The sequence below is a fragment of the Burkholderia cenocepacia genome, assembly GCF_900446215.1.
Lineage (GTDB): Bacteria > Pseudomonadota > Gammaproteobacteria > Burkholderiales > Burkholderiaceae > Burkholderia > Burkholderia cenocepacia.
Map to the genome: position 1 here is coordinate 552,160 of NZ_UAQZ01000014.1, position 25,110 is coordinate 577,269.

The window sequence follows — 25,110 nt, forward strand, 5'->3', positions numbered from 1 at the left end:
GGCTCAGACCTCCAGCGCCGGGATATCGATCCAGCGACGCTCCTTCCAGCTTTGCAGGCCCAGTTCAACGAGTTGCACGCCCTTGGCACCTTCCAGCAGATTCCATTTAAAATCACCCTCGCCCCACACGTGCTTCAGGAACAGCTCCCACTGCACCTTGAATGCATTGTCGTTGGAGCTCGTTTCCGGAACCGCCTGCCAGTCTTGTAGAAAGTCATGTGTGTTGCGCAGATCCGGATTCCAGACTGGCTTCGGCGTATTGACACGCGACTGCGTATAACAATCCGTGAGGCCTGCAACCGCCGACCCGAGAGTGCCATCCACCTGGAACGTGACCAGGTCGTCCCGGCGTACACGCACGCACCAAGAACTGTTCATCTGCACGACAACACCGTTCTCCAGTTCGAAGGTCGCATAGGCCGCATCGTCCGCCGTCGCTTGGTAGCGCTGTCCCTGTTCGTCGAGGCGCTCGGGGATATGTGTAGCCCCCAAGCAGGACACGCTCTTCACGGTGCCGAACACGTTGTCGATCACATATCGCCAATGGCAAAGCATGTCAAGAATGATGCCGCCGCCGTCTTCCTGCCGATAGTTCCAGGATGGCCGCTGGGCGGGCTGCAAGTCGCCTTCAAACACCCAGTAGCCGAACTCTCCACGCACCGAGAGCATCCGGCCGAAGAAACCGGCCTCGTTGAGCAATCGGAGTTTCTTGAGCCCTGGTAGCCAGAGCTTGTCTTGCACGACGCCGTGCTTCACGCCGGCCTTACGGGCAACAGCATAGAGATCGAGTGCTTCCGCGAGGTTTGTTGCGACCGGCTTTTCGCAATAAATATGCTTGCCTGCCTCAATGGCGCGCTTGAGTAGCGCCGGACGCGCCTGGGTCGTCGCCGCGTCGAAAAAGATCGTGTCGTTCGGATTGGCGAGCGCCGAATCGAGGTCAGTCGTCCAACGCTCGATTCCGTGCGCCCTCGCGAGCGCGGCGATTTTCTCCTCATTGCGTCCGACGAGGATCGGGTCGGGCATGAGCCGGTCGCCGTTCTTGAGCGCCACGCCGCCCTGATTGCGAATCGCGACAATCGAGCGCATCAGATGCTGATTCATTCCCATGCGTCCCGTAACGCCATGCATGACCAGACCGAGGCGATGTTGAGCCATAAAAATCTCCGAGCTGACAGATATTTTGAAAACACTAGCATTGGTTGCAAGTACAACGACGTGCCAGTGGATGAGTGACTCCGGTGTGACAACACCACCGACCGTATCGACGTGATACTCGCACATCACTAACTTTAATTCACGTTATCGTTAACCATTACAGAGTCCTTCCCCGATGTGCCGCCAAAGTGTAGCGAATTTTTGCCGTACTTCGCTCATTCCGGCCATGAATTCACCAGTCACCGCCTCATAAATGTTACTTAATCGGTAATTATTGGGGCGAGGAGGGAACGGGAGGGAGCCAGGCGTATGGTCCTGCGCCCCGATGGGGAGGTTCGATCAGATCGAACAGGCGCATGTTGGCCATTGGCCCGTTGGCTGGAGCGTATTCAGCGCAAGGGGCGAACGCGCCGTTCAACGGGCAATAACCGACGGCGAAGGCTGCGCGTCCAGGCCGCCTGCGCGAAGCACGCCTTCCGCTCCGCCCAACTGCGGCTTCGCCGCTGCCGGGATACCTGTGCGGGCCCTTGCTGAGTCAAGCTTAATGGCGTCCGCGAGCCGTTCGGCAAGCATGAGAGTCGGCAGATTCGTATTTGCGCGGGGAATGGAAGGCATGATCGACGAATCGCATACGCGCAGTCCCGCTATGCCGTGAACGCGCCCGACGCCGTCCGTGACTGACGTCGGGTCCACAGCAGCCCCCATCTTGCAGGTGCCCGAGGCATGCCAGACACCGCTCACAGAGTTGCCAACAAACTCCGTTAGTTTGCTGTCGTCGGCAAGCAAATCGTCGACCCTGTTTCCGAGCGCCACAACGCGATGGATGAGCAGGTCGCGCGCCGGCCCCGCCCAATCCAGTAGCTTTCCGAAGGCTGCCATCTGTATTGCATTCCACCGCCCCGGAGCGGAAACTTTCTTTACACGTTCTGAATAGCTGGTGGGAAAAACTGTGCCCCGCGTACGATTCAAGCGTGGATCGCGCAGCACGTTCGCCGCGAGCCGGAACCCCTTCTTCAGCCGATCCAGATCACGCGGATCGGAAAGCAAGCGAAAATCCACTTCCGGCTCCTCAAATGGATCAGCCGAGCGCAATGTCACCGAGCCGCGCGAATATGATTTGTTCACCCAGACCAGCAGAGTGCCCATGCGATGTCCGACAGCGTGCCACGCCGTTCTTCCAATGACCGCTATGTGCATATCGCCGGCGGCCGCGCCGGGCATATCGGAGGTATAGCGCAGCAACGCCTGGTCGTGATGCTCGGTCAGGTCCTCCATACGCGACCGAGCCGGCAGATAGGCGGACACCGCGATCAAGGGGTGCTCCATGAGGTTCTTTCCTACACCGCGAAGATCCTTGTGGACACGGATGCCAAGAGCCTTCAATTCGTCTGCCGGCCCGATCCCGCTTCGCAACAGCAGTGCGGCCGAGTGGATGCCACCGGAGCATACGATCGTTTCCCCGGCGCGAAGGCTTTGCGGCGCTTTCGATGCTGCCGTCAAGGACGACTTCGCCGCGACAACTTCCGCGCCCGCCACTCGCGCGCCCTCGAAAAGAAGTTTCGTAACGTGGGTGTCCGTGAGTATCGTCAGATTGTGCCGCTTTCTTACTTCGGGCGTGAGATAGGCAATCGACGCCGGCACGCGATGGCCGTCATCGCTCACGGCAATTGCCGTGGGAAAGACGCCGTCGGTCCATTTGCCATTCTGGTCCACGTGCGCGGGATAACCTCGTGCCCGCATGGTGTCGGCCACTGCGTTCACGAACGGAGAGCGACGCTGCGGCGGGAGCCGGCGTATCGGCACAGGCCCAGCCTTGCCGTGATACTCGTCATCGAAGTCGCAGTCGCGTTCAAGTTTGCGAAAGTAGTGCAGCGCGACTTCGCCGCTCCACCCTTCTGCGCCAAGCCGCCCCCATTCGTCGTAGTCGTCTGGCGCACCGCGATTGGCGACCATCGCGTTGATAGCAGAACCGCCGCCAAGCACTCGCGCCTGTTCGTAGCCGCGCGGGTCGCGATTGGGCTGCGAAGTTGGCGCGCCACTCACCGTCGCCGTCAGCGACCGCCAGATATTCTGCTTGTCCAGATACGCTAGACCTGGATAGCGGCTTCCGATGTTCTCCGGCATCGCGTCGATGCGAAGATCGCGCCCCGCCTCAACAAGCAGCACCGTTTTATTGGCGTCTTCAGACAAGCGCGCCGCAAGTGCGCAGCCGGCTGTCCCGCCGCCCAGAATCAGATAGTCGACCTTGTGCATAGATTGGTTCCTCCTGATGATTCTGCTGCGCGAAGCGCGCTCAGCGTTGGGAATAGCCGGGCAGCTTGTCGCAGCCGCACATTGAATAGTTCAGTGGTGCGACCTTGTCGCTCAGGTACTTTGGCAAATCCGCCTGGCTAATATCCGGTTGGGGCAAGATCCACTCCGGCGCGGGCGCTGGCTCACCCTTGAGCGCCTTGAGCGCCGCGACGACGGCCGTGCGCCACATGTAGACCGGGTAGGTCGGCACGATGCCCCTGAAACCATCGCGCTTCCAGGCCTGAAGGTAGCTCTGCTGGTCTCCCCCTGTGGTGACGGGATAAGGCTGCCCCGCGTCCTCGAATGCTTCGGCTACCGCCGTTGATGCGGTGCCGAAGTCCAACCAGGCTGCATCAATGTGAGTGCCGCGGCTCAGATTACGGGACCAAAGGACTTCTGAATCCCGCGCATCGCAAGACACTCTTTCTCTGGTTTCATCATCGGCCTTCAAATCGACGTTTCTGCCACTTAGCCACCCACTACCAGCTTTGCGTTTGCGAGTTCTCGTGCGCCGAGTGCACCCAGCTCCCGCCCGAATCCCGAGCCTTTTACGCCACCAAAAGGCGCCCGAGGGTCCGAGCGCACGAAGTCGTTGATGAATACCGCTCCCACTTCGAGAGCGGACGCGATCTTGTTTGCGCGTTGCACGTCGGCGGAGCAAACGGTCGCACCCAAACCGAATTCGGTCGCATTAGCCAGCGCGATCGCCTCTTCGTCGGTCCTGAACGTGAACAGCATGGCTACCGGACCGAAGATTTCCTCCTGCGCAATGGGGGCGTCGGAACTCAGCCCAGTGATAACGGTTGGCGGGTAGAAGTTGCCGGGACCATTGACCGGTGCACCGCCGGTCAGTAGCGTGCCACCCTGCTTGAGCGCGGAAAGTACCTGCCGATGGATTTCGTCGCGCAGGTCCGCCCTGGCAAGCGGCCCGAGTTGCGTGTCGACGCTCATCGGATCGCCCATGCGCAGCGCCGCAGCCTTTTCCACGAACTTCTTCTGGAACACTTCAGCGATCGGCTCCGCAACCAGAAAGCGTTTGGCCGCGATACAGCTCTGCGCGTTATTCGAAAAGCGCGAGGTAACCCCCAACTGAACTGCCCGGTCCAGATCCGCATCTTCCAGCACGATGAACGGGTCAGATCCGCCCAGCTCCAGAACGGCTTTCTTTCCGTACGCACCGGCTTCCTGGGCCACGGCGCGCCCCGCCTGCGTGCTGCCGGTTACGGTGACGCATCGCACGCGGGGATCGCGCACCACGCGCGCCACGCCGCCGCGGCGAATGGCGAGATTCAGGTACAGGCCTTCAGGCGCACCCGCGTCGAGGATCAATTGCTCGAGCGCGTGCGCACAGCCTTGCACTGTTTCAGCATGCTTGACCAGCACTGTGTTCCCGGCCATGGCCGTCGGAATGAAAAAGCGCAGCACTTGCCAGAAAGGCAAATTCCACGGCATCACACCAAACACAGGGCCGAGCGACTCATAGACGACCTTCGCGTTCATGCCTTCGATAGGCATCGGCGCGAGATAGCCGGCGCCATGTTCCGCGAAATGGCGCGCCCCCGCGGCCGCCTTCCTGACCTCCAGAACGGCTTCAACGAGCGGCTTGCCCATTTCCTGTGTGATGAGGCGGCCATACCGGTCGGCGCGCTCTTCGAGCAGCGCACCGAGCTTGCGCAGCACCTCGGTGCGCTGCTGCAGCGAAGCCCGCGACCAGCGCTTCCAGGCTGCAAATGACAGCATAAGCCGCGACTCGATATCGTCGGCCGAATGTTCGGTGAAGGCCTCGAGCAGTTCACCGGTTGCGGGGTTTCGCGATTGAAAGTGCATAGATAGCTCCTATTCGTGCTTCCCCAGGAAGCGAAGTCATAAGCGTCCACCGCAATGATTTCACAGAGGCACGATTAATTCACGATATCGTTAACACCTACTTACAACCCATCCGCCCGGGTGCATCCGTGATTCCTCCGTTCATAGGCACCCTTCCGGGTTATAGGAATCACGCCGGCACGAACAGCAGCGTCGATCATGAAATTTTATGTTACTCTTCCGTTAGTACTTGGCCGCCGACACATTCACTGACACGTACGAACATCAGGACACGCGCGAGATGTATGCGAGGGATATCTTCATTGCCGTGGCGGTGCAACGGATTGTGAAAAAGGTGTAAGCAATGGAGCTGGACAACATGACCGAGTCGCACGCAGCAGACGACAAGCCCACGAGAAACAAGGAGCGCACGCGCGCCCAGATACTTCAGGCGGCGTCGGACGAATTCGCCGAACGGGGGCTCGCTGGCGCACGAATCGAACATATCGCCAGTCGCGCAGAAACAAACAAGCGCATGGTGTACTACTACTACACGAGCAAGGAAGAACTCTTCGCTGCCGTACTCGAGCGGACCTACAAGTCGATTCGTGAAGCGGAACGCGAACTGAATCTGCTCGACTTGGAGCCAGTCGAAGCTGTCAGGTCGCTGGTTGCTTTCACCTGGAACTACTATCTTGAACACCCCGAGTTCATTAGACTGCTGAACATGGAGAACGCCATCGGCGCAAGCCATGTGACCGTATCCCCAAATCTCCAGGCGATGAACTCTCCCGTGATCGATACGTTGCGCGAAGTGCTTTTGAAGGGCCAACAGCAGAAAACCTTCCGCAGCGGTGTGGACGCCTTGCAGCTTTACATCTCTATTGCTTCGTTAAGCTACTTCTACCTGTCCAACGCCGATACGCTGACTGCCGTGTTTGGGCGCAATCTCCTCTCGGCGCGAGCCAAGGTCGAACGGCTGCACCACATACAGGACGTAATCATCGGGTATCTGGTCATCGACTAGTTTTCCCATGTGCAATCAGGTGGGCTGCCTGTGCCCGCGCGCCGGTTTTAGGCTTCTACCCAAACCACCCTGCCCGTAGGGCAGGAATTATTTCGCAGTGCATAGAATATTTTAAACATGGCCTCTCGATCCGCCCCAGTCATCGTTGTCGCCCCGGACTCCTTCAAGGGATCGCTGAGCGCGCTGGAGGCGGCGCAGGCGATGGCTCGCGGAATCCGGCGAGCGATACCTTGCGCCGTCGTCTTGACACGCCCCATGGCGGACGGCGGCGAAGGCACGCTCGACGCTATGATGGGGCGCGCTAGCGAGCGCGTGAGCCTCACGGTGCGGGGAGCATCCGGCCGCCCTCAGTCGATCGAGGTGGGGCTCACAAATGCGCATACGGCGATTGTCGAATCGGCCTGCATCCTCGGGCTGACCGACATTCTGGGCGTATCGGTTTCAGTCGAAGAGCGCAGTTCTCATGGAGTCGGAGAAGTGGTACGTCATTTGCTGGATCGTGGCGCGCGCAGGTTCCTCGTTGCGTTGGGCGGCACGAGCACGAACGACGCCGGTGCGGGTTTCCTGGCCGCACTCGGAATCAGGTTCCTCGACGCAAACGACCATGAAGTCACGCCGCTTCCCCGCGATTTCGACAAGATCGTAAGGGTCGACGCTCCCCGCATCGATCCCAGATTGAGCGAGACCAGCTTCCTCGGCATGACCGACGTAGACAACCCGCTCACTGGACCCCGCGGCGCGACATGCGTCTTCGGACCTCAGAAAGGGCTCACCGCAGAATCCTCCGACAAACTCGACAATTCGCTGCTTCGAATAGCCAATCTGCTCGAGGAAACACTCAGCGCCTCCTGTCTCGCGAATCCCGGCGCAGGTGCCGCGGGAGGACTGGGATTTGCAATCCTGCTTCTAGGTGGCTCCTTGCAATCTGGGGCCGATGCCGTTGCCCGTGAAATTGGCCTTCGCCCCGCCGCGGACGAAGCGGACTGGCTAATTACGGGCGAAAGGCGGTCCGATACACAAACCCTCGGCGGAAAGGCACCTTTCGTGGCGTCGGCGTATGCTCGCGCCGCAGGCATACCATGCACGCTGCTCTCCGGATCGGTTGCCATGGAAGCGCTGCCGTCCCTGTCCGAGCACTTCGCGGGCTGCTTTTCCGCGTCGATTGGTCCAATGTCTCTGGAGAATGCCATAGACAACGCCGCCGCCCTGCTCGAGAACGCTGCGCAGCAACTTGCCAATCTCCGCTACACGTGCGCAGTTGAACATCATCGCTGACACCGGCCCAAAGAAGCGCGGTGCGCGCCGGACGCATTGAACAGCTGTCTCTTTGCTGGATGGGTCGCTCGCGCTTTTACCGCCGAAAAGAAAGGCCACAAGCGAATTGAAGCCCCACAAGCAGGTTGGGGGGATCCTGGGTGACAAGCAGGGGGACTTTCCGGCCGATCTTGTCGCAGAGGCCAACGTTGAGAGCAACGCGCTTAGAGGAACATGGATAACATTTCGGAATTCGCGCTCTTTCGCGCGATCGTTCAATCCGGCGGCATCAGTGCAGGCGCGTTCGCACTGCATTCCTCGCCGCCCGTGGTGAGCCGCCGGCTGGCAGCCCTTGAAAGACGCCTAGGCGTACGCCTGGCGCAGCGAAGCTCGCGGCGCTTCAAGCTCACAGATGAAGGTCTTTTGCTCTACGAACGCTGCTGCTCCATCCTGGACCAGATCCGCGACGCTGAAGCGGAAGTCGCCTCGCGCGGCGGCGCTGCGCGAGGGCTGCTGCGAATCGGCGCGCCCGCCGATTTCGGTCGGCACCACATTGCGCCCCTCCTCGCGGATTTCACCTCGCGCCACTCCGGCCTCTACACGCAGCTGCTGCCGTCCGACGCTGGTCTCGAAGTCGGCGTGGACCCGTGTGATGTCATATTGCGATTCGGTTTGCCAAACGATCTTGGCGTGATTGCCCGAAAGCTGGTCAGCACGGCGTCCGTTCTTTGCGCCGCACCCGCTTACCTCGCAAAACACGGTGCCCCAATGCAGCCCGCGGAACTGGGGGATCATAACTGCCTGCGTTTGCAGGGCAGGCACCGCCTGAACGACGTCTGGCATTTCGACAACGAGGGCACGAGGCAAGACGTGCGGGTCGACGGGACGTTGTCCAGTACCAGCGGCGAGGTGCTGCTGCAATGGGCACTGGCAGGTGAAGGCATTTCCCAGGAAGCGTACTGGGACGTCGCGGAGCACATTGCCAACGGGCGTCTCGTACGCGTCTTGCCCGAATACACCTGCCCCGCGCTGGATCTTTACGCGATCTACGCATCAGGCTCGCCGATTCCCCCGCGCATCCGCCTTTTCGTCGATTATATCGATCACGTGCTTCGCGCTCGGATGCCGCGCGCCGCGTAACACCCATCGAGCCACATCAGTCACTGATAGCCCCTTTATGGACCTGCCAGACTGTCAACGCTTTGGGCACTGCGCCTGCGCCATGTTTTCATCTCGAGGAAATAAAGCTTCCCGGTCAACGCCTTTCGAAGCCTTGCGGGAAGAGGCATCATGACCACCATGTGATTCAAATGCTTGAGGCCCTTCGAGATGGACAAGTTCCGCGCAATGCGTACTTTCGTCAAGGTTGCGCAAACCAGCAGCTTCATCAAAGCCGCCAACCTGCTTAACATGTCGGTGGGCGTGGCAAGCCGCCACGTGGCCCTGCTCGAAGACGAGCTTGGGGTGCGCCTGCTGAACCGCACAACCCGCAAGGTATCGTTGACGGAGGCAGGCGCCCTGTTCACCGAGAGTTGCCAGCGGGTGCTCGACGAGCTCGATGAGGCGCTCTCCATCTCGACATCTACCACGCGACCGGCGACGGGCCGCCTACGTGTCAGTGCACCCACCGTCTTTGCCATCAGCCGACTCGCTCCGCTGTTGACGCTGTATCGAACAAGCTATCCCGACGTGACTATCGACCTGATGCTGGTCGATCGCCCGGTCGATCTCGTCGAGGAACAGCTGGATGTCTGCATCGTGCCCGCGCACCATGTCAAGAGCCTCAATGTCGTATCCCGACCGCTTACGATCAGCGAATTCCATATTTGCGCGACGCCGTCGTATCTAAGTGACCATGGTGCGCCTCTGCATCCCTCGGACCTTGCAGACCATGCTTTTCTCGCATACCGCTCGGACCATCGCGAAGAGGTAATGGTATTTAAGGACGCCGCGGATGTCGCGGTAGAGGTATTGCCGAAATCGGCCGTCACGTCGAATAATTTTGGGTTGCTAAGAGAAAGCGCCCTCGCCGATCTTGGTATCGCCATGTTGCCGGCGTACATCGTTCAACACGACATCGCGGAAGGCAGACTGGTGCAAGTTCTTAACGAATTCCAGCTACCAGTCTCGGAGCATCGCATCGTCTACTCGACGCGCCGGCATTTGAGCGCCAAAACGCGTGGCTTCATCGATCTTGCCCTTGAGCTTTTCCAAGCCGAAAGCAATCACCCCTCCGCCGCTTCTCCCCCCTGCCTTAGGGTCCCCCTGAACTGCGGCGCCTGTTCTTCGATCAACCATATTGCTCCGTTTAGTCGACTGGAATCATGACCGTGGCCCGATTTTTCGGCTTAATCGCTATCTTATACTTCGCAGTACTTAGTGGATGCGCTGACATGCGTGGAATCGGACCATTATCGAATCTGCAGGACGCCGACGAGCTGGACGCGGGAAGCGCGATCCGCACGGCTCGCGCCCCCTCGCCCCTACCCACCGGCGGGTGGTGGCGGGCTTATGGTGACACTCAACTCAATCGGCTGATCGATACGGCACTTGCGCACAATCCCTCGCTTTCAGCTGCCCACGACCGCGTGCGTGTCGCACAGGCCATGGCTCGCGCAGCGCACGCCAACGAACTGCCGAAGGTGGACGGATCTCTCAGGCTATTGCGGCAGCATTGGCCCGACGATGCCTACTACGGACCTGGCGCGCTCGGCAACAGCAATACTTGGAACAACACGGGTGGGATGAACCTCGCCTGGCACATCGACCTATGGGGTCGCGACAAAAACATCGCTTCAAGCGCACGCGACCGTTTTCGCGCGAGAGAAGCGGACGAGCTGGCGGCACGGCTTCAGTTGCAGACGAACATAGTCTATGCCTATATCGATCTGGCTCTTAATATCGCTTTGCTCGCCAATGAACAGGCAAATACTGAACTCCAGCAGAAGACCGTGGAGCTGGTTCGCAAGCGTCTGAAGGCCGGTATCGCCACGCAACTCGAACTGAGCGAAGCCGAGTCGCCACTTCCCGGCTACGTCAAACGGATCACGGCCTGGAAAGCTGCCGTCGAACTGAACCAACATCAGCTCGCCGCGCTCATCGGCGAAGGGCCCGGCGCAGGGACGACGATCCAGCGTCCGCAGATCGTGTTTGAGAAGCCAATTGGGCTGCCTTCGACGCTGCCGAGCGAACTGGTCGGCCGCCGGCCCGACGTCATTGCCGCTCGCTGGGAAGTCGAGTCGAGAGCGCGAGGTGTTGATGTCGCGAGGGCGGCGTTCTATCCAAACATCGACCTGCTGGCTTCAATCGGTAGCTTTGGCGCAGCCGCCGGTTTCATCGATTTCCTGCGCGCCGCGAACGGCGGATGGTCGGCCGGACCGGCGCTGACACTGCCGATCTTCGAGGGCGGCCGCCTGCGTGCGCGGCTCGCTGCCGCGACTGCGGAATACGACGAAGCCGTTGACCGGTATAACCGGGCAATTATCGAGGCGATCAAGGACATCGCCGACAACGTCGTTCGCGTGCGCTCGCTCGCAACGCAGATGGACGCCGACAGAAGGTCCATCTCCGTCGCCGCGCGTTCGTTGGATCTGGCGCGCATCAGTCAGCGCCGTGGACTGGTCAACTACAAGAATGTTTTGGTCGCCCAGGCCAATCTGCTCCAGGCACAGAACAGTGCGATCCGGACCGAAGTCGACCTGCTGAAAGCTCACGCCGCTTTGATGGCCTCGCTCGGAGGCAGCGACCCGACGCCTCGACGTGCAAACACCGACGCTAGTCGTTGATTCGATGGCCGCTGACAATCACCAACCGGCGCGAATGAAGCGCTGTCCGACCTCACACAGGATTCGATCATGCCGCATACACGAACACGACTGCTTTCCACGTTAGGAAGCGAGCTTTCGATTGCGCTGTGGGACTGGCGGCGCGACGATATGAAAGGCTGGCTCTACGTCGCGAAGGTGTTGACAGCCGCATTCGTGGCGCTGGGCGTCTCGACGCTGCTCGACTTACCAACGGCAAAAACGGCCATGACCACCGTTTTCATCGTCATGCATCCGCAAAGCGGCGCGGTGCTTGCGAAAAGCTTCTATCGTTTGATTGGTACGCTCATTGGCTTCCTTGCGACCGTCACAGTGGTAGGTGCGTTTCCGCAGCAGCCGCTGCTCTTCATCTTTGCTCTTGCCTTCTGGGTTTCGCTGTGCGCGGCATTCGCGAAGTTCAACCGGGGCTTTCGCAGTTACGGGTTCCTGATCTCGGGATACACCGTCGCGCTTGCCGGCATACCCGCATCACAGCATCCTGAGGCAACTTTCCTGATCGCCATGACGCGGGTAACGGGCATCGCGATCGGAGTTCTGTGCGCGACGGCAGTCAGCGCATTGATTTTTCCCGACCGGGTTAGTTCGCGATTGTCGGCGTCCAACAAGCAGCGCTACGTGGATTTTCTCAATTTCGTCGTTCAGGCCTTGATTGGAAAAGACGGCGCTTCGGCAGCCTCCAGGGAGCAATTGCGATTTTTCAGCGACGCAGTCGCCTTCGAGATGAATCGCACTCTCGCTGCATTTGAAGGTGCACAAGGGCGGCATTGGAGCGGGCGGCTCTCGAAAATCAATGCTGCCTTCATGAAGGCGTCCAGTCGCCTGAATGCGTTCTGCCGGATGCGCGCCTATCTTGAAGCCTCACGCTCGGACGCCTATCGCGCGATCGGGCCGCTCCTCCAGGAAACCGCGGCATGGATGACACGCGCCGAAAGCCTGCGCGACGCATCGCCCAACACCGCGAAACGAATTGCCGACGACCTGCACCGGTACGCAGATGCGCTGCCTGGCATGATCGAGGCGACGCGTAGAGGCAGCGATAAACTGGCCGACTTTTCGGCCCCCGAGTTCGAAGCGACCGCACGCGCACTTCAGTACCTTGTCGCGGATCTGGCGGCGTATTTCTCCGAGTATGCGAGACTTGACGACCGCAAGGACGTGCACGACCGGCAAGCCGATCGCGTAGCGCGATTTCCTCACCACAATAGCTACACCGACGCGCTGATCGCGTCGGCTCGCGTGTTCATCACCATCTTCGCGTGCGGCTTTTTCTGGGTCGCGAGCGCGTGGCCAAGCGGCGTCGACTTTCTTCTCAACGCGGCGGTAACGAGCGCGCTCATTTCGGGTCTGCCTCATCCGGTCAAGGCTTCCATCAATCTGGGCATTTCAACGGTCTTTTCAGCGATCTTCGGATTTGTTTTCATTGCCTATGTGGAGCCTCGCGTTGACGGAATCCTGATATTGTGGATCTCCCTCGCCCCATTTCTCGCGATCGGAGCGTGGTTCGCGACGAAGCCTAAGTACTTTCGCCAAGCTTGCGACTATCTGATTTTCTTCAGCCTGCTGGTGAATATCGATACGCTCGGAACCTACGAACAGACCACATTCCTGAACGAAGGTATCGCATTTGTGTTCTCCAATTTCGTGCCCGCACTTTTCTTCGCCTTGATCATGCCGCCCACCTCACGATGGCTGAAAAATCGTCATCTGGTCAGGATGCGCGAACTGATCCTCCATGTTGCTTCACGGCCTACCGCCGGACCACGAACGACACTCGAAGGCCAGGCGCGCGACCTGACATTCCAGATCCAGCAGCTCTTTGCCGACAGTCCCGTAGAGCGCCAGGAAGCGATTCGATGGGCCTATGCCATCCTTCAGATCGGCAACACGCTGATCGACCTACAAAATGCGCTCGCCCTGGTACCGTCCACCAGCGTCGCCTCGCCAGCTCCCACGTGGCGACTAGCGATCTTGCGCGCGAGATCGTCAATCGCCGCACTCACGGAAAAACCAACCGCCTCACGTCTTGAAGTAGCGCGTGATCTGACGCGTCAGGCAATCACCGGGATAGAGGCAGCGGTGGACGCATGCCCACCAAGCAAAGAAAGACGGCAGTCGCTGCTGCACGTGCTGAGCTTGCTGAACATCGTTGATATCACGCTGCTCGACGCGGAATTGCCATTCGCTGATGCCGATGTCGATGCCACGCCGCTGGACAAGATCACTTAGACCTCAACTCATGACCTCGCGAGAAATTTCCGTATTCGGCGTCTATTTTCCTGCGGTGATGCTTACTTTCATCGCTGGTGCGCTCATTTCCTTAGTCGCAAACCGCTTGCTCAGCCGCACGAGATTTTGCGAGCACGTCTGGCATCCGTCACTCTTCCGCGCCAGTCTGATGCTCTGCATCTGCTGCGCACTGGGACTCACGATTTATAGCTAAACATGAATCGCCAATTACTCACCAAGAAGCTCGTCAGTCTTATCGCTTCCGCAGCCATCATATTTGCGGCGTTCCTCATGGGACACACCCTTTGGTCACGCTACGTGGACTCGCCGTGGACGCGGGATGGCCGCGTGCGTGCGGAAATCGTTAACGTCGCGCCCGATGTGTCCGGCGCGGTGGTAGACCTGCGGGTCCATGACAACCAGCATGTGAAGAAGGGGGACCTCATCATGGAGATCGACCCTTCTCATTACCGCATTGCCGTGGACCAGGCTCGAGCCGTCGTGAGCGAGCGTCTCGCCGAGCTTCAGATGCGGCAATCGGAAGCGGCGCGCCGCGCGGACTTGAACGCCGAGGTCGTATCGAATGAAGCGCGGCAAAATGCGGCCAAGGCTGTTTCGATTGCCGAGGCTCAGTATCGTCAGGCAGCGGCGCAACTGGAGTCAGCGAAACTCAATCTTGCGCGAACCCTCGTGATCGCGCCCGTCGACGGCTACGTCACCAATCTGAATACCTTCGTCGGGAATTACGCCATTGCCGGCATCGCGAAACTTGCAATTGTCGACACCAACTCGTTTTGGGTATATGGATACTTTGAGGAAACCAAAATTCCGCGTATCGAGGTAGGCAGTCGGGCCGAAATTCAGCTCATGAGCGGCGGCGTACTGCGCGGATACGTCGAGGGCATTTCCCGTGGAATTTACGACCGCGACAATCCCCAAAGTCACGAGCTCGTAGCCGACGTGAATCCCACCTTCAACTGGGTGCGGCTCGCCCAGCGCGTGCCAGTTCGCATTCGTATAGATGCTGTACCGAAAGGCGTATTGCTTGCCGCCGGGCTCACCTGCACGGTAGTCGTCGATGACAATAGCCGGCGCCAGTCGACGATCACGCAAAAAACGAACGCTTGGCTCGACGGCATCCTGCGCTGGTGGTCTTGACGTACTTTGAATGACCGCGACACGCGGTCAACCGTAAGCCTGTCCCCAGCACCGTCTCGACGATGTGAAAGGGAGTTGCCAGAGTAGTCCCCACCAAAGTACTGGGGACCAAAGTGGCAACAGATACCCCAAAGAGAACTTCAGGCAAAGGCATCCTGAATGTAAGCACGAGACCAGTACCGTCTGTGAACGCTCGGTGACGAGTGCCATGATGTCCTGTGAAGGACACGAATGACCGGTCGTGTCCACGATAGGAGTTGTGGACAGAGTGACTCAGACAGTCGAGATCCCGCCGAAACGGCAAACTCGCCGACATCCGACGGAATGGAAGCGGACCATCGTCGCGCTGACATTCGAGCCCGGCGCGTCGGTCGCCCGTGTTGCTCGCGAGAACGGCATCAATGCCAATCAGGTGTGGGCATGGCGCCGCCTCCATGCGCAAGGCCTGCTAACGGACGATGCGATTCCAGACGCAATGCTGCCGGTTGTCGTCAACGAACCGTCTCAGCCGTCGATGGCGCTCGAGGTGCCGACTGAGACCGACAACATACCGTCCGGCTCGATCCAGATTCAGCATGGCAAGACGTCGATTCGCATCGAAGGCGCGCCGGACCCCGACGTGCTGCGTTCTGTTCTCGATCGCATTCTACGATGATCGGTCTGCCTCAAAACACGCGGATCTGGATCGCGGCGGGCGTCACCGATATGCGATGCGGCTTCAATTCGTTGGCCGCGAAGGTACAGACGGTGCTGGAGAAAGATCCGTTCTCTGGACACGTGTTCGTGTTCCGGGGCAAGCGCGGTGACCTGCTGAAGTGCTTGTATTGGAGCGACGGCGGGCTATGTTTATTGGCGAAGCGGCTCGAAAAAGGACGCTTTGCTTGGCCCCGTGCCGACTCTGGTGTGGTCGCGCTGACAACCGCGCAGCTGTCGTTGTTGCTCGAGGGCTTCGATTGGCGACAGCCGGTCGAAGCCGTGCGTCCACGTAGCGCGCTGTAAACCATTGTTAACTGGCGTTCGCGTGATCGCGGGCAGTCGTAAACTGTCCTCATGGAATCAACCTCGACCGCGCTGCCCGACGACATCAACGCTCTGAGAGCGTTGCTGCTTGAGCGTGATGCTCAGGTAGCTGAGCTGCGAAAGCAGCTCTCGTCGCGGGCTCTCGAAATCGAGCATCTGAAGCTCACGATCGCGAAACTGCGCCGAATGCAGTTCGGCCGGAAATCGGAGAAACTAGATCTCCAGATCGAACAGCTCGAATTGCGGCTGGAGGATCTGCAGGCTGACGAAGGCGCCGCCGATGCGTCTGCCGCTCCCGAGGCAAAGCGGCCGCGCCGCGAAGGTGCGAGCCGCAAGCCGCTACCCGGACATCTTGAACGCGAAGAGCGCGTCCATCTGCCCGCCGATGATGACTGCCCCGATTGCGGTGGGCAGCTCAAGCCGTTGGGCGAAGACATCGCGGAGCAACTCGAATACGTGCGTGCGCACTTCCGTGTGATCCGTCATCGCCGCCCGAAGCTGGCCTGCGCGCGCTGTGACCGCATCGTGCAGGCCGCGGCGCCGAGCCGCCCAATCGATCGGGGCATCCCGGGTCCGGCGCTGCTCGCCCACATCGCCGTGTCGAAGTTCGCATACCACCTCCCGCTGCACCGCCAGGCGGTGATGTACGCGCGTGACGGCGTCGAGATCGATCCCGGCGCGATGGGCTACTGGATGGGTAGCATCACGGCGCTGCTCGCACCGTTGGTCGACGCCGTGCGCCGCTACACGTTGGCCTGCGGTAAGGTGCATGCGGACGACACTCCGCTACCGGTGCTGGTGCCGGGCAACGGTCGTACGAAGACAGGACGCCTCTGGGTCTACGTGCGCGATGATCGGCAGAGTGGCTCCGACGAACCGCCGGCGGCCTGGTTCGCCTACACGCCTGATCGCCGTGGTGAGCATCCGCAGCGACATCTCGCTGACTTCGCCGGCGTGCTGCAGGCTGACGCGTTCGCTGGCTATGCCGAGCTGTATCTCGACGGCCGCGTCCAGGAAGCCGCATGTATGGCTCACGCGCGCCGGAAGATCCACGACCTGCATGCGGTGCGCCCCAACGCCGTGACGGAGGAGGCGCTGCGGCGGATCGGTGCGCTCTACAAGATCGAAGAGCAGATCCGCGGCAAGCCGCCCGACGAACGGCGCAGTGTGCGCCAAGCGCGGGCGGTGCCGCTACTCGACGACATGAAGCGCTGGTTCGAAGCGACGCTTGCCACGCTCTCTGCAAAATCTGACACGACCAAGGCGATTCGGTACGCGCTGAATCGCTGGCCGGCGCTCGTCTACTACTGCAGCGATGGGTGTACGGAGATCGACAACCTGATCGCCGAGCGAGCATTGCGAGGCGTCGCTCTCGGACGGCGGAACTATCTGTTCGCCGGCGCCGACTCTGGCGGCGAACGTGCCGCCGCGATGTACAGCCTGATCGGCACGGCACGTCTGAACGGCCTCGATCCCGAGGCGTATCTCGCCTACGTGCTCGAGCGCATCGCCGACCATCCGGCCAACCGGGTCGACGAACTGCTCCCGTGGAACGTCGCACCATCGCTGCCGCCTACTGCTCGCGTCGAGCCCATCCGATAGCGTCGCGGAGCTCCGCGGTCAACAACCTGCACTACGGTACTGCTCGGGCGCTTACTCCTGAATCACCCGATCGAATTTCGACGGCGTCTGGCCAAGCTGGCCAGCGGGTCGGACGTATCCGTGGCGCGTTTGGCGATGGAGCATGGGGTGAATCCGAACCAGCTGTTCCACTAGCGCGAGCTGTACCAGGACGGGGCCGGTCAGCGGTCAAAGCTGGCGAGTATTGATGGACCACCTATCATTCAATCTCCATCGGCACAAACGAACTCGGTGCCGGACCATCTGTCCGAAGCCCTTCTCCTGCGCAGGGAACGCAACTGGGGCAGTAGGCGCCCTCAGATGACATCCCATGTTCGCCGCGCCAGATCAGCCAGAAGCATTTGCCGCCTCTCGATTGCTGCGGCACTCCAGCTGTCGAATGGGTCTAACTCGGCGACAGCCAGATCAATTCGCGTGCTAGAGCCGATTTTTGGCCTTTCAGACAGGGAGCGCGTCAGTAGCAGTTGCGACTGGAGGTACACCGGCCGCTTCTTCGAATATGGCCGATTGCCTAAAGAAGCGTTGATGGATTTCTCTGCCAGAACAAGGTTGCCCAATCGCTGGGCCAATTCGTTCAGATCTCCGTCACCAAACTCTGATACGGCCTCGCTGCTGGGGTTCTCGGGGAGGATGTGCTCTATTTCGTAACCGCCGCTGATATACCGGCTGAGCCAACGTGTCCCCTCAGTTTCCCCGTATGCCTCAAGTTCAATGAATTGGGTCAATTTTGCCAAGATGTAACGCAAGCGGTATTTCTGGACCGAATCCGAGGTTAAGCGACGTATAGCGTCGTAAAATCTGGAAGACAGCCCGGTCCGGGCACCAGCAAACCGGATCGCGACAAATGCTTCGAATTGTTCGGAAGTCTGCACACGCCTCAATTCAGCCGCCCACCGCGCAAAATCCCGCTCGAAGTCGCGTGTCGGCTCGCGGGTGACGACGTAGCAGAAAAACAGGTTTTCAACCTCCTGGCACAGGCGGTCAAAAAGGTCTCCGGAGAGATGTCGCCCGGCAAGCAGCAAGATCAGGTGCTGACGCGCGGCCTTGCCACCGAGACATTGAATGTTGCCGAGGAAACGATTGGCGTTGCCATCCTGGTCTTTCCCTAGAAGAAAATGGCGATACGCGGATGCTGATGACACCAGCTCCTTGGCGAACCCGAGAGGATTCTTGGCGTAGCCACACACGGCTTCATTCTTGGTCAACCAACCGTAGATCTCATCTTCCCGCAACACGTCAACGTCGTAGCTACTGAAGATGAAATAGCGCAAGAACCGCAGAGGCTTCTCGCCCATCGCAAAAATCGTGTCTTGAAGCTCTTTCCACGTGACTTTCAGCTTCTCAAATTGATCTCGGTTGGCCTTCATGAACAGCAGGTTCTTGAGCAGATCCATGGAGTCCAAGCCAACGCCTCGATCGTTGATCGTTTCAAAAACCTTGAGCGCCTTGGCAACATCCTGCGTCTGGATCCGGATAAGCTTGACCCGATTGGTTAGATAGCCGTAGAAACCTCGCGTCTCATCAGCACTCTCACCGAATTCGCGATGCAGGAAGCTCCGTGCTACCTGATAGGCGTTGTAGATATTTGCCATCGACCGTGTCAGTTGGCCGGAAGGACGCTTATCGCTATCTCCTGTCGCCAGCCGTTGCAGCATGTCGCCACTATCCTCATACTGAAGGTCCAGTCGGTACCGAAAATGATCCTGCCCACTGGCATCCGTGGAGGTTGCAGCAATTTGCGGCTCAAGGGCGCCGGGTGGATTTTGCCCGAGTTTTTTCAAATGATCGCGAACAGCGCACAGGGTGACATAAAGCGTCGTCATCCGTTGTTGGCCATCGATAAGCTCTAGAACACCGCTATGGCCTAGGCAAACTACGATGCTGCCGATGAAGTATTCCGGCGCGGATCCGGCGTCGCGACTCCCCAATTCCCCAAAGATATCTCCAAGCAATTGCTCGACTTGGTCAGTCTCCCATACATATTCGCGCTGGTAGTCGGGAACAACGTAAAAGCTTTGCAGAACGCCAGCTATCGTCAAGTCCTGACTCTCAATGGTCGGGATGGTCAATTTTGGGCCTCGGTGTGGTGAGTTAGAAATAGCCTATCGCTTGCCAGCGGTCCATTAACCATCAAACACGCCTGTTAGCCAAGAAATGAAAGGGACTTCACGTATCCGTTCAGTGCGGAACGATGAAAGCCTTTGTCACGAGGGCTGCGACACTAGAGCCAGGCTGTCGAAGAGCTGAGACAGTGATACCGGCCGAACCATCCGGCATACAACCCTCAAGCGGCGGATCAAACTGCAAAGTAGCTGTGCCAGGCAGCTGCAAGCCGCTCCACTGAACCTCACGGCGGTCGTTCACCTGCCTGATCGTTTGTCCGATCAGCTTGCTTCCCTTCGGAATGGCAACGTTGCCAAAACGGTCATAGACGTTGAGCGACACGATGCCGATCATCATGCTGACCTGCCCCCTGCAAACAGGGCCAGCCGGAGTCTAGTAAAGTTCGTTTTCGGAGAAGAAGACGAACATGAAGAAGCGCTTTACGGAACAGCAAATCATCGGGTTTCTGAAGGAAGCCGAGGCCGGTATGCCGGTCAAGGAACTGTGCAGGAAGCACGGGTTCAGTGATGCGTCGTTCTACACTTGGCGTGCGAAGTTCGGCGGCATGGAGGTCTCGGAAGCCCGCCGGCTCAAGAACCTCGAGGTGGAGAATGCCCGGCTGAAGAAGCTGCTGGCCGAAGCAATGCTCGATATGGAAGCGTTGAAGGTCGTCGTCAAGGGAAAGCCCTGAGCCCGCAAGCCAAACGCGAAGCAGTATCGGCGATTCGGGGGAAGGTCAACATCTCCGAGCGCCGCGCCTGCCGGCTTGTCGGGCTTTCTCGCAGCGTGCTGCATTACGACGCGAAGCCAGACCACGAGAATGAGGTGCTAGCGGCGCGTCTGGTGGAGTTGGCACACGAACGTCGTCGATTCGGCTACCGCCGATTGCACGCCCTAGTGGAACGCGAAGGCACGCACGCCAATCACAAGCGCATCTATCGCCTGTACCGTGAGGCAGGGCTGGCTGTGCGGCGCCGTCGCAAGCGCCACGGCGTAATGATTGAGCGCGAGCAACTGGCATTGCCGGGCGCCCCCAACGAGGTGTGGTCAATCGATTTCGTGATGGATGCGCTTTCCAACGGCCGGCGCGTGAAGTGCCTGACCGTCGTCGACGACTTCACGAAAGAGGCTGTCGACATCGTTGTCGACCATGGCATCTCAGGTTTGTATGTCGCTCGGGCATTGGACCGCGCAGCTCGCTTCCGTGGCTATCCCAAGGCGGTGCGAACAGACCAGGGCCCCGAATTTACGAGCCGCGCGCTTGACCAGTGGGCGTATGCGAACGGCGTCGCTCTGAAGTTGATTCAGGCGGGCAAGCCAACGCAGAATGCGTACATCGAATCGTTCAACGGCAAGTTCCGCGACGAATGCCTTAACGAGCACTGGTTCACGACGCTCGCGCATGCTCGGGCAGTCATCGCGGCATGGCGTCAGGACTACAACGAGCAAAGGCCGCACAGCGCACTGAACTACCTTGCGCCGTCAGAGTTTGCGGCGAAACATCGGGCAACCGCGGATACTCCTGCCGCTTTCCAGGAGTTGGTTTAAAGGGACTTTGCTAGAAGCCCATTGGCCCTATTGATGGGGGCAGGTCAATGCCGCCAATTCCGGGATCACCCGTTTCCAAGCCAACAGCGATGGGAGTGTCCTCCGTGATTTCGTACGGCCGGATGTGATGGAATTTCGCCACGATGGGCGCATCCGGATCCGTGCCATCGGTGGCTTGGGCCCGCGCTCCATCCGAGAGCATCAACATCACCACGCACGACAGGATGATCAGGGGCAACTTCACGGCGAACTTTTCCGTTGCTGAAGGGTCGGTGCCAGCCACAGGCGAGCAAATACAGTGTCTTGATCCGATCATACGAGACTCGATATCAGGTGACAGCCACATGTGGCGCGATGGCCGTGCTGTGCGATCGGAATGCCATCATCAGTCATTGACGGGTCGCCTTCCTCTATGAGGTTAGGCGACACATCGGGATGCTGGGGGCACGAGACGCGATCACCCTTGCGTGCGACGTAGCGGCCGTCGAAACGCATCGTATTTGAGCCGGTTTCAACCTTGCCGCCGTGATCGGTGTCGTCACCCACGCGGATTAAATTCATCATAGGAAGTCCCCTTTAAGGGTACATATATTCGGTATGATGTCCGACGAATTTATCGCCAACAAATTCGAAACAGAAATTTCCTTCTTCAAATGATCTGTAGACCAGCATCGCACCACTAATGCATACTTTGTTGCTCTTTATGGAATAGCTGATCTTTCCTTCATCTTTGGCAGCCGGTCGGCCGTGCATAAATCCAGAAAACGCATCGATCGGAAGTGGATACACTACCCCAGTTTGAGTGTCGATTGCGACAACTGACCTTTGGTGATAATTTTTGAATTCAGGGTAGGTCAAAAGAATATAGTGGCCGTTAAAGTCCGGCGCTTGCGTTTTGAGCGTGTCGTTGTATGTGGCGACGTGCTTTTCGTCGCAAAAATCAACAGGGCTGTACTGGAAGGAGCATTTTGTTAAATCCGATGTTGCGTAAGAAATTTTCACCTCAGTGTATGGATGATTTTTTACGCTATCTATCTTCGGTTGCTTGGCAAAAATTCCAAACGACAAAATTGCGAGGGATGCCAAAAAAGTCGAAATAAATATTTTTTTCATGTCGATTGCCTATCTTGAATTCTGGATTTCCTCAAGAATTTCTCGTAGCTTACCAGTAGAAGTCATGCTGGCCTTATTGGCTGCACCTTCATTTTGAAAGTATGTCAAAGTTCCATCTGACAGGAGTTTCTCTTTTGTCCCATCTGGGTGTTTAATTACCTTGTTCGTCGGATATCCTTTGGGGACAGCGATTGACGCCCACTCTTGGGATGCGGAAAACACGGCATCGTCGATAGTTCCTTTCCCATGTTTTACAAATGCAGACAGTCGACCGCCGCCAGCCTTGTTAAACAGATAGTCGCGAAACATCCGCTCCTGCATATCGGCATCGTACTTTTCATTTCCACTCAAAGATAGGCTCGCTTTTCCGGCACTAAGTGTAGGGAAGATGGTTTGGTATTTCCCGGTGGCAAACAATCGATTTGGGTTGGTCCCTGGTAGAGGTTCAGTCGCAAGAATCTCGTTGATGGTCTTACCTGTAACGGGGCCACCGGGTCCCCCGTGTATATAGGAATGACCGACGTGGCCACCCGGAACATCTTTTGTACCCGTGTTATAGGCGTCATATCCGCCTTCGCCACTCGCAATAATATCGCCGATCTTCTTTATCAGTTCATCCAATGCGGTGCTGCTACTTACTTTGAAATTTCCGATAATTCCAACCGGATGGAAATGCCATGGATTCGGTTCCTTAGGGAAACCTTCTACGCTGGTGACTTGCTCCCACCACTGCAATTTTCCGATCCGTTCGATCTCAGTTTTCCACAGCCACAGTAGCTTCTTCATCAACGGCGACAATGCTTCCCACTTACCCAGGCCACCGCCCCATTCGCTTTCACACCGCACGACGAGGTGGGAGAGGGCTTCAGCTATCCACGGCGTTTCCTGCGCGTGCTTCAACTCCTGCGCTGTCACCTTTCCGTCGTGATTCGTGTCAATCGCCTTCTCGAGCTTTGTGATGAGCGGGCTCGCATTGACCGTTGCGGCGCTCGCCTCGAATTCGGTTTTGCTTTCATCGGCCAGAAATTGTTCGGCGACATGGATGTACCGCTTGAGCATGTCGACCGGCATGATGCTGCTGTTGTCGACCAGTTCGAAGCCCGGCCAGTCCCACGGCCCGCACATTCGCACGAGCGGATGGTCCTGCTCGCACACCCATCCGTTGCGGGTACTACCGTCCTTGGTACCGATCTCCACGTAATACCAGTGACGCCCCTTGTCATCTTTCGCGATGCTCCCCGGACCGTTCTTCTCCAAGTCGACGCTCCGGAACACGTCACGGAAATCCGCGCCTGGCCCCTTGGCGTTGGAGAAGCTCAGCGGGAAATCCTTCCAGCCCGGCGCGATCGCGGTGGTGGTCGTGTTGGCGAGGCTGCTGTCCACCCAAACGGGCGCACCGGCGTCGTTGAATACCGGCTTCGTGTGTCGGCCACCATGTACTGGTGCGGCTGTTTTCGGTTGCACCTTGACCCATTTGCCCTTTGCGTCGGCGGCGAAAGGTACAAGTTTGGTACCGGGCTGCAGTTTCTGGTCCGGTTCTGGGAGGTCGGTTACGAGCCGCGCACCCGGCGAGATTTCTAGGAATGCTTTGGATGCAGGTAACTGCTTTGCCCGCTCGCGGCTCTTCTGGATGAATGCTTCGAGTTCGGGGCCTGCGAACACTTCCAGGTGCAGCAGTGGCCGGGTTGGCTTCGCTGGCAATAGCTTCGCGTCCGGGTAGCGCAGATAGTGGCCGAACTGGCCGATGACGTCGCCAGCCTTCACCGCATAAGGCTGCTTTAGCACGACGACTGTATCCAGCGGTTTCGGATCGACGATCGGATCAAGTTCTCCGAGGAAGACGTACCCGTATGGCGCGTGCGGCGATACGGACTGACCGACAACGGCCGCAGCCGGAGTGCCGGACTTGATCGCCTTGATTTTCGCCCAGCCGGGGTTCGCTTTTGTTTGGTCGTCCGTGTCCGAGACGGTCAACTCCGTACCTTGCGGCAAGATACCGAGGATTTTGCTCTTGCCGTTCGGCAGCTCACGGATGCGGAGGCCCGTGACCGGGGGCGGGAGCGGTGTCGTGTCTTTCGTGTCTTCTTCCGGTTCTGGCACCTTCTTGAAATCGCTCTGGATGAACTCTCCGAGTACATCGCGATTGATCGTGTCACGCAATGATGGCACGGGCACCTTTGGCAGCGGGACCTCTTGCTTGTCTTTCGCCTTGTCGCCGACCCGATAGTAACGATCGCCTTCCCAATACGGCATTGGCCCCATGTTCAGCTTGAAGCGGTCGACCTGAGCGACTCTCGCCTGTTCTGCCGCCGACTGGTAGCTATTGTGGTCCATCGTGTGCATGTACAGGCTGAAGAACGTGAGCGTTTCGTTCTTGCCGGGTGGTGTAGTGCTCGACGTTGGAGCTGGCGTCGCCGTTGCTGGCGCTGTGGATGACGTTGCCGGTTGGGTTGCAGCATTCTTGGCTGGCTCCGGCTTTGCGGGCGGAGGAAGTTTCAGCCGATGGCGGATGAGCACGAAGCCCGTCGAATACAACGCGTGGCGGCCGTCTTGGTAGTCCTGTTCCGGATACTTGCTGTCGAGCCGGTACGCGACGACTTCCCCGTCGGCGATTGCGCGGATGCCGTCGCCTTGCTTCAACTGCGCAGCCGTGTTCTGGTCGAAGTGGATGCCGCCATGCCACATGCCATTCGCACCCAGTGGATAGAACCCATCTTCGGCGGATGCCAGCGCCTTCATATAGGTCATCGGGTTGGCCGGGTCATCTTTGCCGACCGGTGAGAACGGAAAGGCCCAGTTTAGCGCCGTGTACGGTGCTGTCGCAGGTGCACTCGGGGCGGTCGCAGGCTTGGCCGGCGCGGCTGGCTTCGTGGTAGGGTGGCTATTGCTCATGTTTCTCGGAATCTCTCGTTTCTCGTTTTTCTTGCTGCTCAGATGCTGTCC

General features: G+C 58.8%; 22 protein-coding genes and 1 pseudogene. 13 read left to right on the forward strand and 10 right to left on the reverse strand.

What is annotated here, in order from left to right; translation table 11 throughout:
• Nucleotides 1-3: 3 nt before the first annotated feature.
• The 4 genes from DTA15_RS29240 to DTA15_RS29255 all read right to left on the reverse strand — a co-directional run bounded on the left by DTA15_RS29240 (nucleotide 4) and on the right by DTA15_RS29255 (nucleotide 5,274).
• Entirely contained in the window at nucleotides 4-1,155 is a 1,152-nt protein-coding gene (locus tag DTA15_RS29240) for a Gfo/Idh/MocA family protein (protein WP_012492474.1), read from the reverse strand.
• Between the two features lie 414 nt (nucleotides 1,156-1,569).
• On the reverse strand, nucleotides 1,570-3,408 hold the full coding sequence (locus DTA15_RS29245; RefSeq protein ID WP_006481819.1) for a GMC family oxidoreductase: 1,839 nt from the start codon (nucleotides 3,406-3,408) through the stop codon (nucleotides 1,570-1,572).
• 40 nt (nucleotides 3,409-3,448) lie between these two features.
• Nucleotides 3,449-3,898 (reverse strand): type 1 periplasmic-binding domain-containing protein, encoded by a 450-nt coding sequence (locus DTA15_RS29250; protein ID WP_020979817.1) that lies wholly within the window; start codon nucleotides 3,896-3,898, stop codon nucleotides 3,449-3,451.
• 17 nt (nucleotides 3,899-3,915) lie between these two features.
• On the reverse strand, nucleotides 3,916-5,274 hold the full coding sequence (locus tag DTA15_RS29255) for an NAD-dependent succinate-semialdehyde dehydrogenase (RefSeq protein WP_006481750.1): 1,359 nt from the start codon (nucleotides 5,272-5,274) through the stop codon (nucleotides 3,916-3,918).
• A 343-nt stretch (nucleotides 5,275-5,617) separates the two neighbouring features.
• Between DTA15_RS29255 and DTA15_RS29260 the strand changes: the two genes are divergently transcribed.
• From DTA15_RS29260 to DTA15_RS29320, 12 genes and pseudogenes are all read left to right on the forward strand, one after another.
• The gene (locus tag DTA15_RS29260; RefSeq protein WP_006481763.1) at nucleotides 5,618-6,280 is read left to right on the forward strand and encodes a TetR/AcrR family transcriptional regulator; all 663 of its coding nucleotides are present in this window, start codon (nucleotides 5,618-5,620) and stop codon (nucleotides 6,278-6,280) included.
• A 117-nt stretch (nucleotides 6,281-6,397) separates the two neighbouring features.
• Nucleotides 6,398-7,555, forward strand: coding sequence for a glycerate kinase family protein (locus DTA15_RS29265; RefSeq protein WP_006481791.1), 1,158 nt, complete (start codon nucleotides 6,398-6,400; stop codon nucleotides 7,553-7,555).
• Between the two features lie 213 nt (nucleotides 7,556-7,768).
• Nucleotides 7,769-8,674, forward strand: a complete 906-nt coding sequence (locus DTA15_RS29270) for a LysR family transcriptional regulator (RefSeq protein WP_006481743.1) — start codon at nucleotides 7,769-7,771, stop codon at nucleotides 8,672-8,674.
• 189 nt (nucleotides 8,675-8,863) lie between these two features.
• Nucleotides 8,864-9,862: a LysR family transcriptional regulator gene (locus tag DTA15_RS29275; protein ID WP_006481762.1), complete on the forward strand. Its 999-nt coding sequence runs from the start codon at nucleotides 8,864-8,866 to the stop codon at nucleotides 9,860-9,862.
• Entirely contained in the window at nucleotides 9,859-11,319 is a 1,461-nt protein-coding gene (locus DTA15_RS29280) for an efflux transporter outer membrane subunit (protein ID WP_012492472.1), read from the forward strand. The genes DTA15_RS29275 and DTA15_RS29280 overlap by 4 nt, the downstream gene beginning before the upstream one ends.
• Before the next feature lie 69 nt (nucleotides 11,320-11,388).
• Nucleotides 11,389-13,584 (forward strand): FUSC family protein, encoded by a 2,196-nt coding sequence (locus DTA15_RS29285; protein ID WP_006481812.1) that lies wholly within the window; start codon nucleotides 11,389-11,391, stop codon nucleotides 13,582-13,584.
• 10 nt (nucleotides 13,585-13,594) lie between these two features.
• Nucleotides 13,595-13,798 carry a DUF1656 domain-containing protein gene (locus DTA15_RS29290; RefSeq protein ID WP_012492471.1) on the forward strand — a complete coding sequence of 68 codons (204 nt, stop codon included), beginning with the start codon at nucleotides 13,595-13,597 and terminating at the stop codon, nucleotides 13,796-13,798.
• 2 nt (nucleotides 13,799-13,800) lie between these two features.
• Complete coding sequence (locus DTA15_RS29295) at nucleotides 13,801-14,742, forward strand: efflux RND transporter periplasmic adaptor subunit (RefSeq protein WP_006481754.1); 942 nt, start codon at nucleotides 13,801-13,803, stop codon at nucleotides 14,740-14,742.
• A gap of 268 nt (nucleotides 14,743-15,010) precedes the next feature.
• Nucleotides 15,011-15,397, forward strand: coding sequence for an IS66-like element accessory protein TnpA (gene tnpA, locus DTA15_RS29305; RefSeq protein WP_006481758.1), 387 nt, complete (start codon nucleotides 15,011-15,013; stop codon nucleotides 15,395-15,397).
• On the forward strand, nucleotides 15,394-15,741 hold the full coding sequence (tnpB, locus tag DTA15_RS29310) for an IS66 family insertion sequence element accessory protein TnpB (RefSeq protein WP_006481825.1): 348 nt from the start codon (nucleotides 15,394-15,396) through the stop codon (nucleotides 15,739-15,741). Before tnpA ends, tnpB begins: the two co-directional genes overlap by 4 nt.
• A gap of 51 nt (nucleotides 15,742-15,792) precedes the next feature.
• A complete protein-coding gene (locus DTA15_RS29315) occupies nucleotides 15,793-17,364 on the forward strand; it encodes an IS66-like element ISBcen14 family transposase (RefSeq protein ID WP_006482547.1) in 1,572 nt (523 codons plus the stop codon).
• Between the two features lie 39 nt (nucleotides 17,365-17,403).
• Nucleotides 17,404-17,532: pseudogene (locus DTA15_RS29320) on the forward strand (transposase); the annotation flags it as partial.
• 167 nt (nucleotides 17,533-17,699) lie between these two features.
• Here DTA15_RS29320 and DTA15_RS29325 read toward each other — a convergent pair.
• Both DTA15_RS29325 and DTA15_RS29330 read right to left on the reverse strand, forming a co-directional pair.
• A complete protein-coding gene (locus tag DTA15_RS29325; protein WP_006481764.1) occupies nucleotides 17,700-19,472 on the reverse strand; it encodes a DUF262 domain-containing protein in 1,773 nt (590 codons plus the stop codon).
• A gap of 109 nt (nucleotides 19,473-19,581) precedes the next feature.
• Nucleotides 19,582-19,863, reverse strand: coding sequence for a TraB/TrbI/VirB10 family type IV secretion system protein (locus DTA15_RS29330; RefSeq protein WP_080002281.1), 282 nt, complete (start codon nucleotides 19,861-19,863; stop codon nucleotides 19,582-19,584).
• Between the two features lie 70 nt (nucleotides 19,864-19,933).
• Between DTA15_RS29330 and DTA15_RS29335 the strand changes: the two genes are divergently transcribed.
• Nucleotides 19,934-21,054 (forward strand): IS3-like element IS407 family transposase gene (locus DTA15_RS29335; RefSeq protein WP_102896096.1). Its coding sequence is split into 2 segments (ribosomal slippage): nucleotides 19,934-20,192 and nucleotides 20,192-21,054, totalling 1,122 coding nucleotides; the frame shifts between segments, so codons are not numbered across the junction.
• A 10-nt stretch (nucleotides 21,055-21,064) separates the two neighbouring features.
• Here DTA15_RS29335 and DTA15_RS29340 read toward each other — a convergent pair.
• The 4 genes from DTA15_RS29340 to DTA15_RS29355 all read right to left on the reverse strand — a co-directional run bounded on the left by DTA15_RS29340 (nucleotide 21,065) and on the right by DTA15_RS29355 (nucleotide 25,059).
• A complete protein-coding gene (locus DTA15_RS29340; protein ID WP_041494516.1) occupies nucleotides 21,065-21,298 on the reverse strand; it encodes a hypothetical protein in 234 nt (77 codons plus the stop codon).
• A gap of 68 nt (nucleotides 21,299-21,366) precedes the next feature.
• Nucleotides 21,367-21,618: a PAAR domain-containing protein gene (locus tag DTA15_RS29345; RefSeq protein ID WP_012492470.1), complete on the reverse strand. Its 252-nt coding sequence runs from the start codon at nucleotides 21,616-21,618 to the stop codon at nucleotides 21,367-21,369.
• A 12-nt stretch (nucleotides 21,619-21,630) separates the two neighbouring features.
• Entirely contained in the window at nucleotides 21,631-22,167 is a 537-nt protein-coding gene (locus tag DTA15_RS29350) for a hypothetical protein (RefSeq protein ID WP_012492469.1), read from the reverse strand.
• Nucleotides 22,168-22,176: 9 nt separating this feature from the next.
• Nucleotides 22,177-25,059: an SH3 domain-containing protein gene (locus DTA15_RS29355; RefSeq protein WP_006481774.1), complete on the reverse strand. Its 2,883-nt coding sequence runs from the start codon at nucleotides 25,057-25,059 to the stop codon at nucleotides 22,177-22,179.
• Nucleotides 25,060-25,110: the final 51 nt, after the last annotated feature.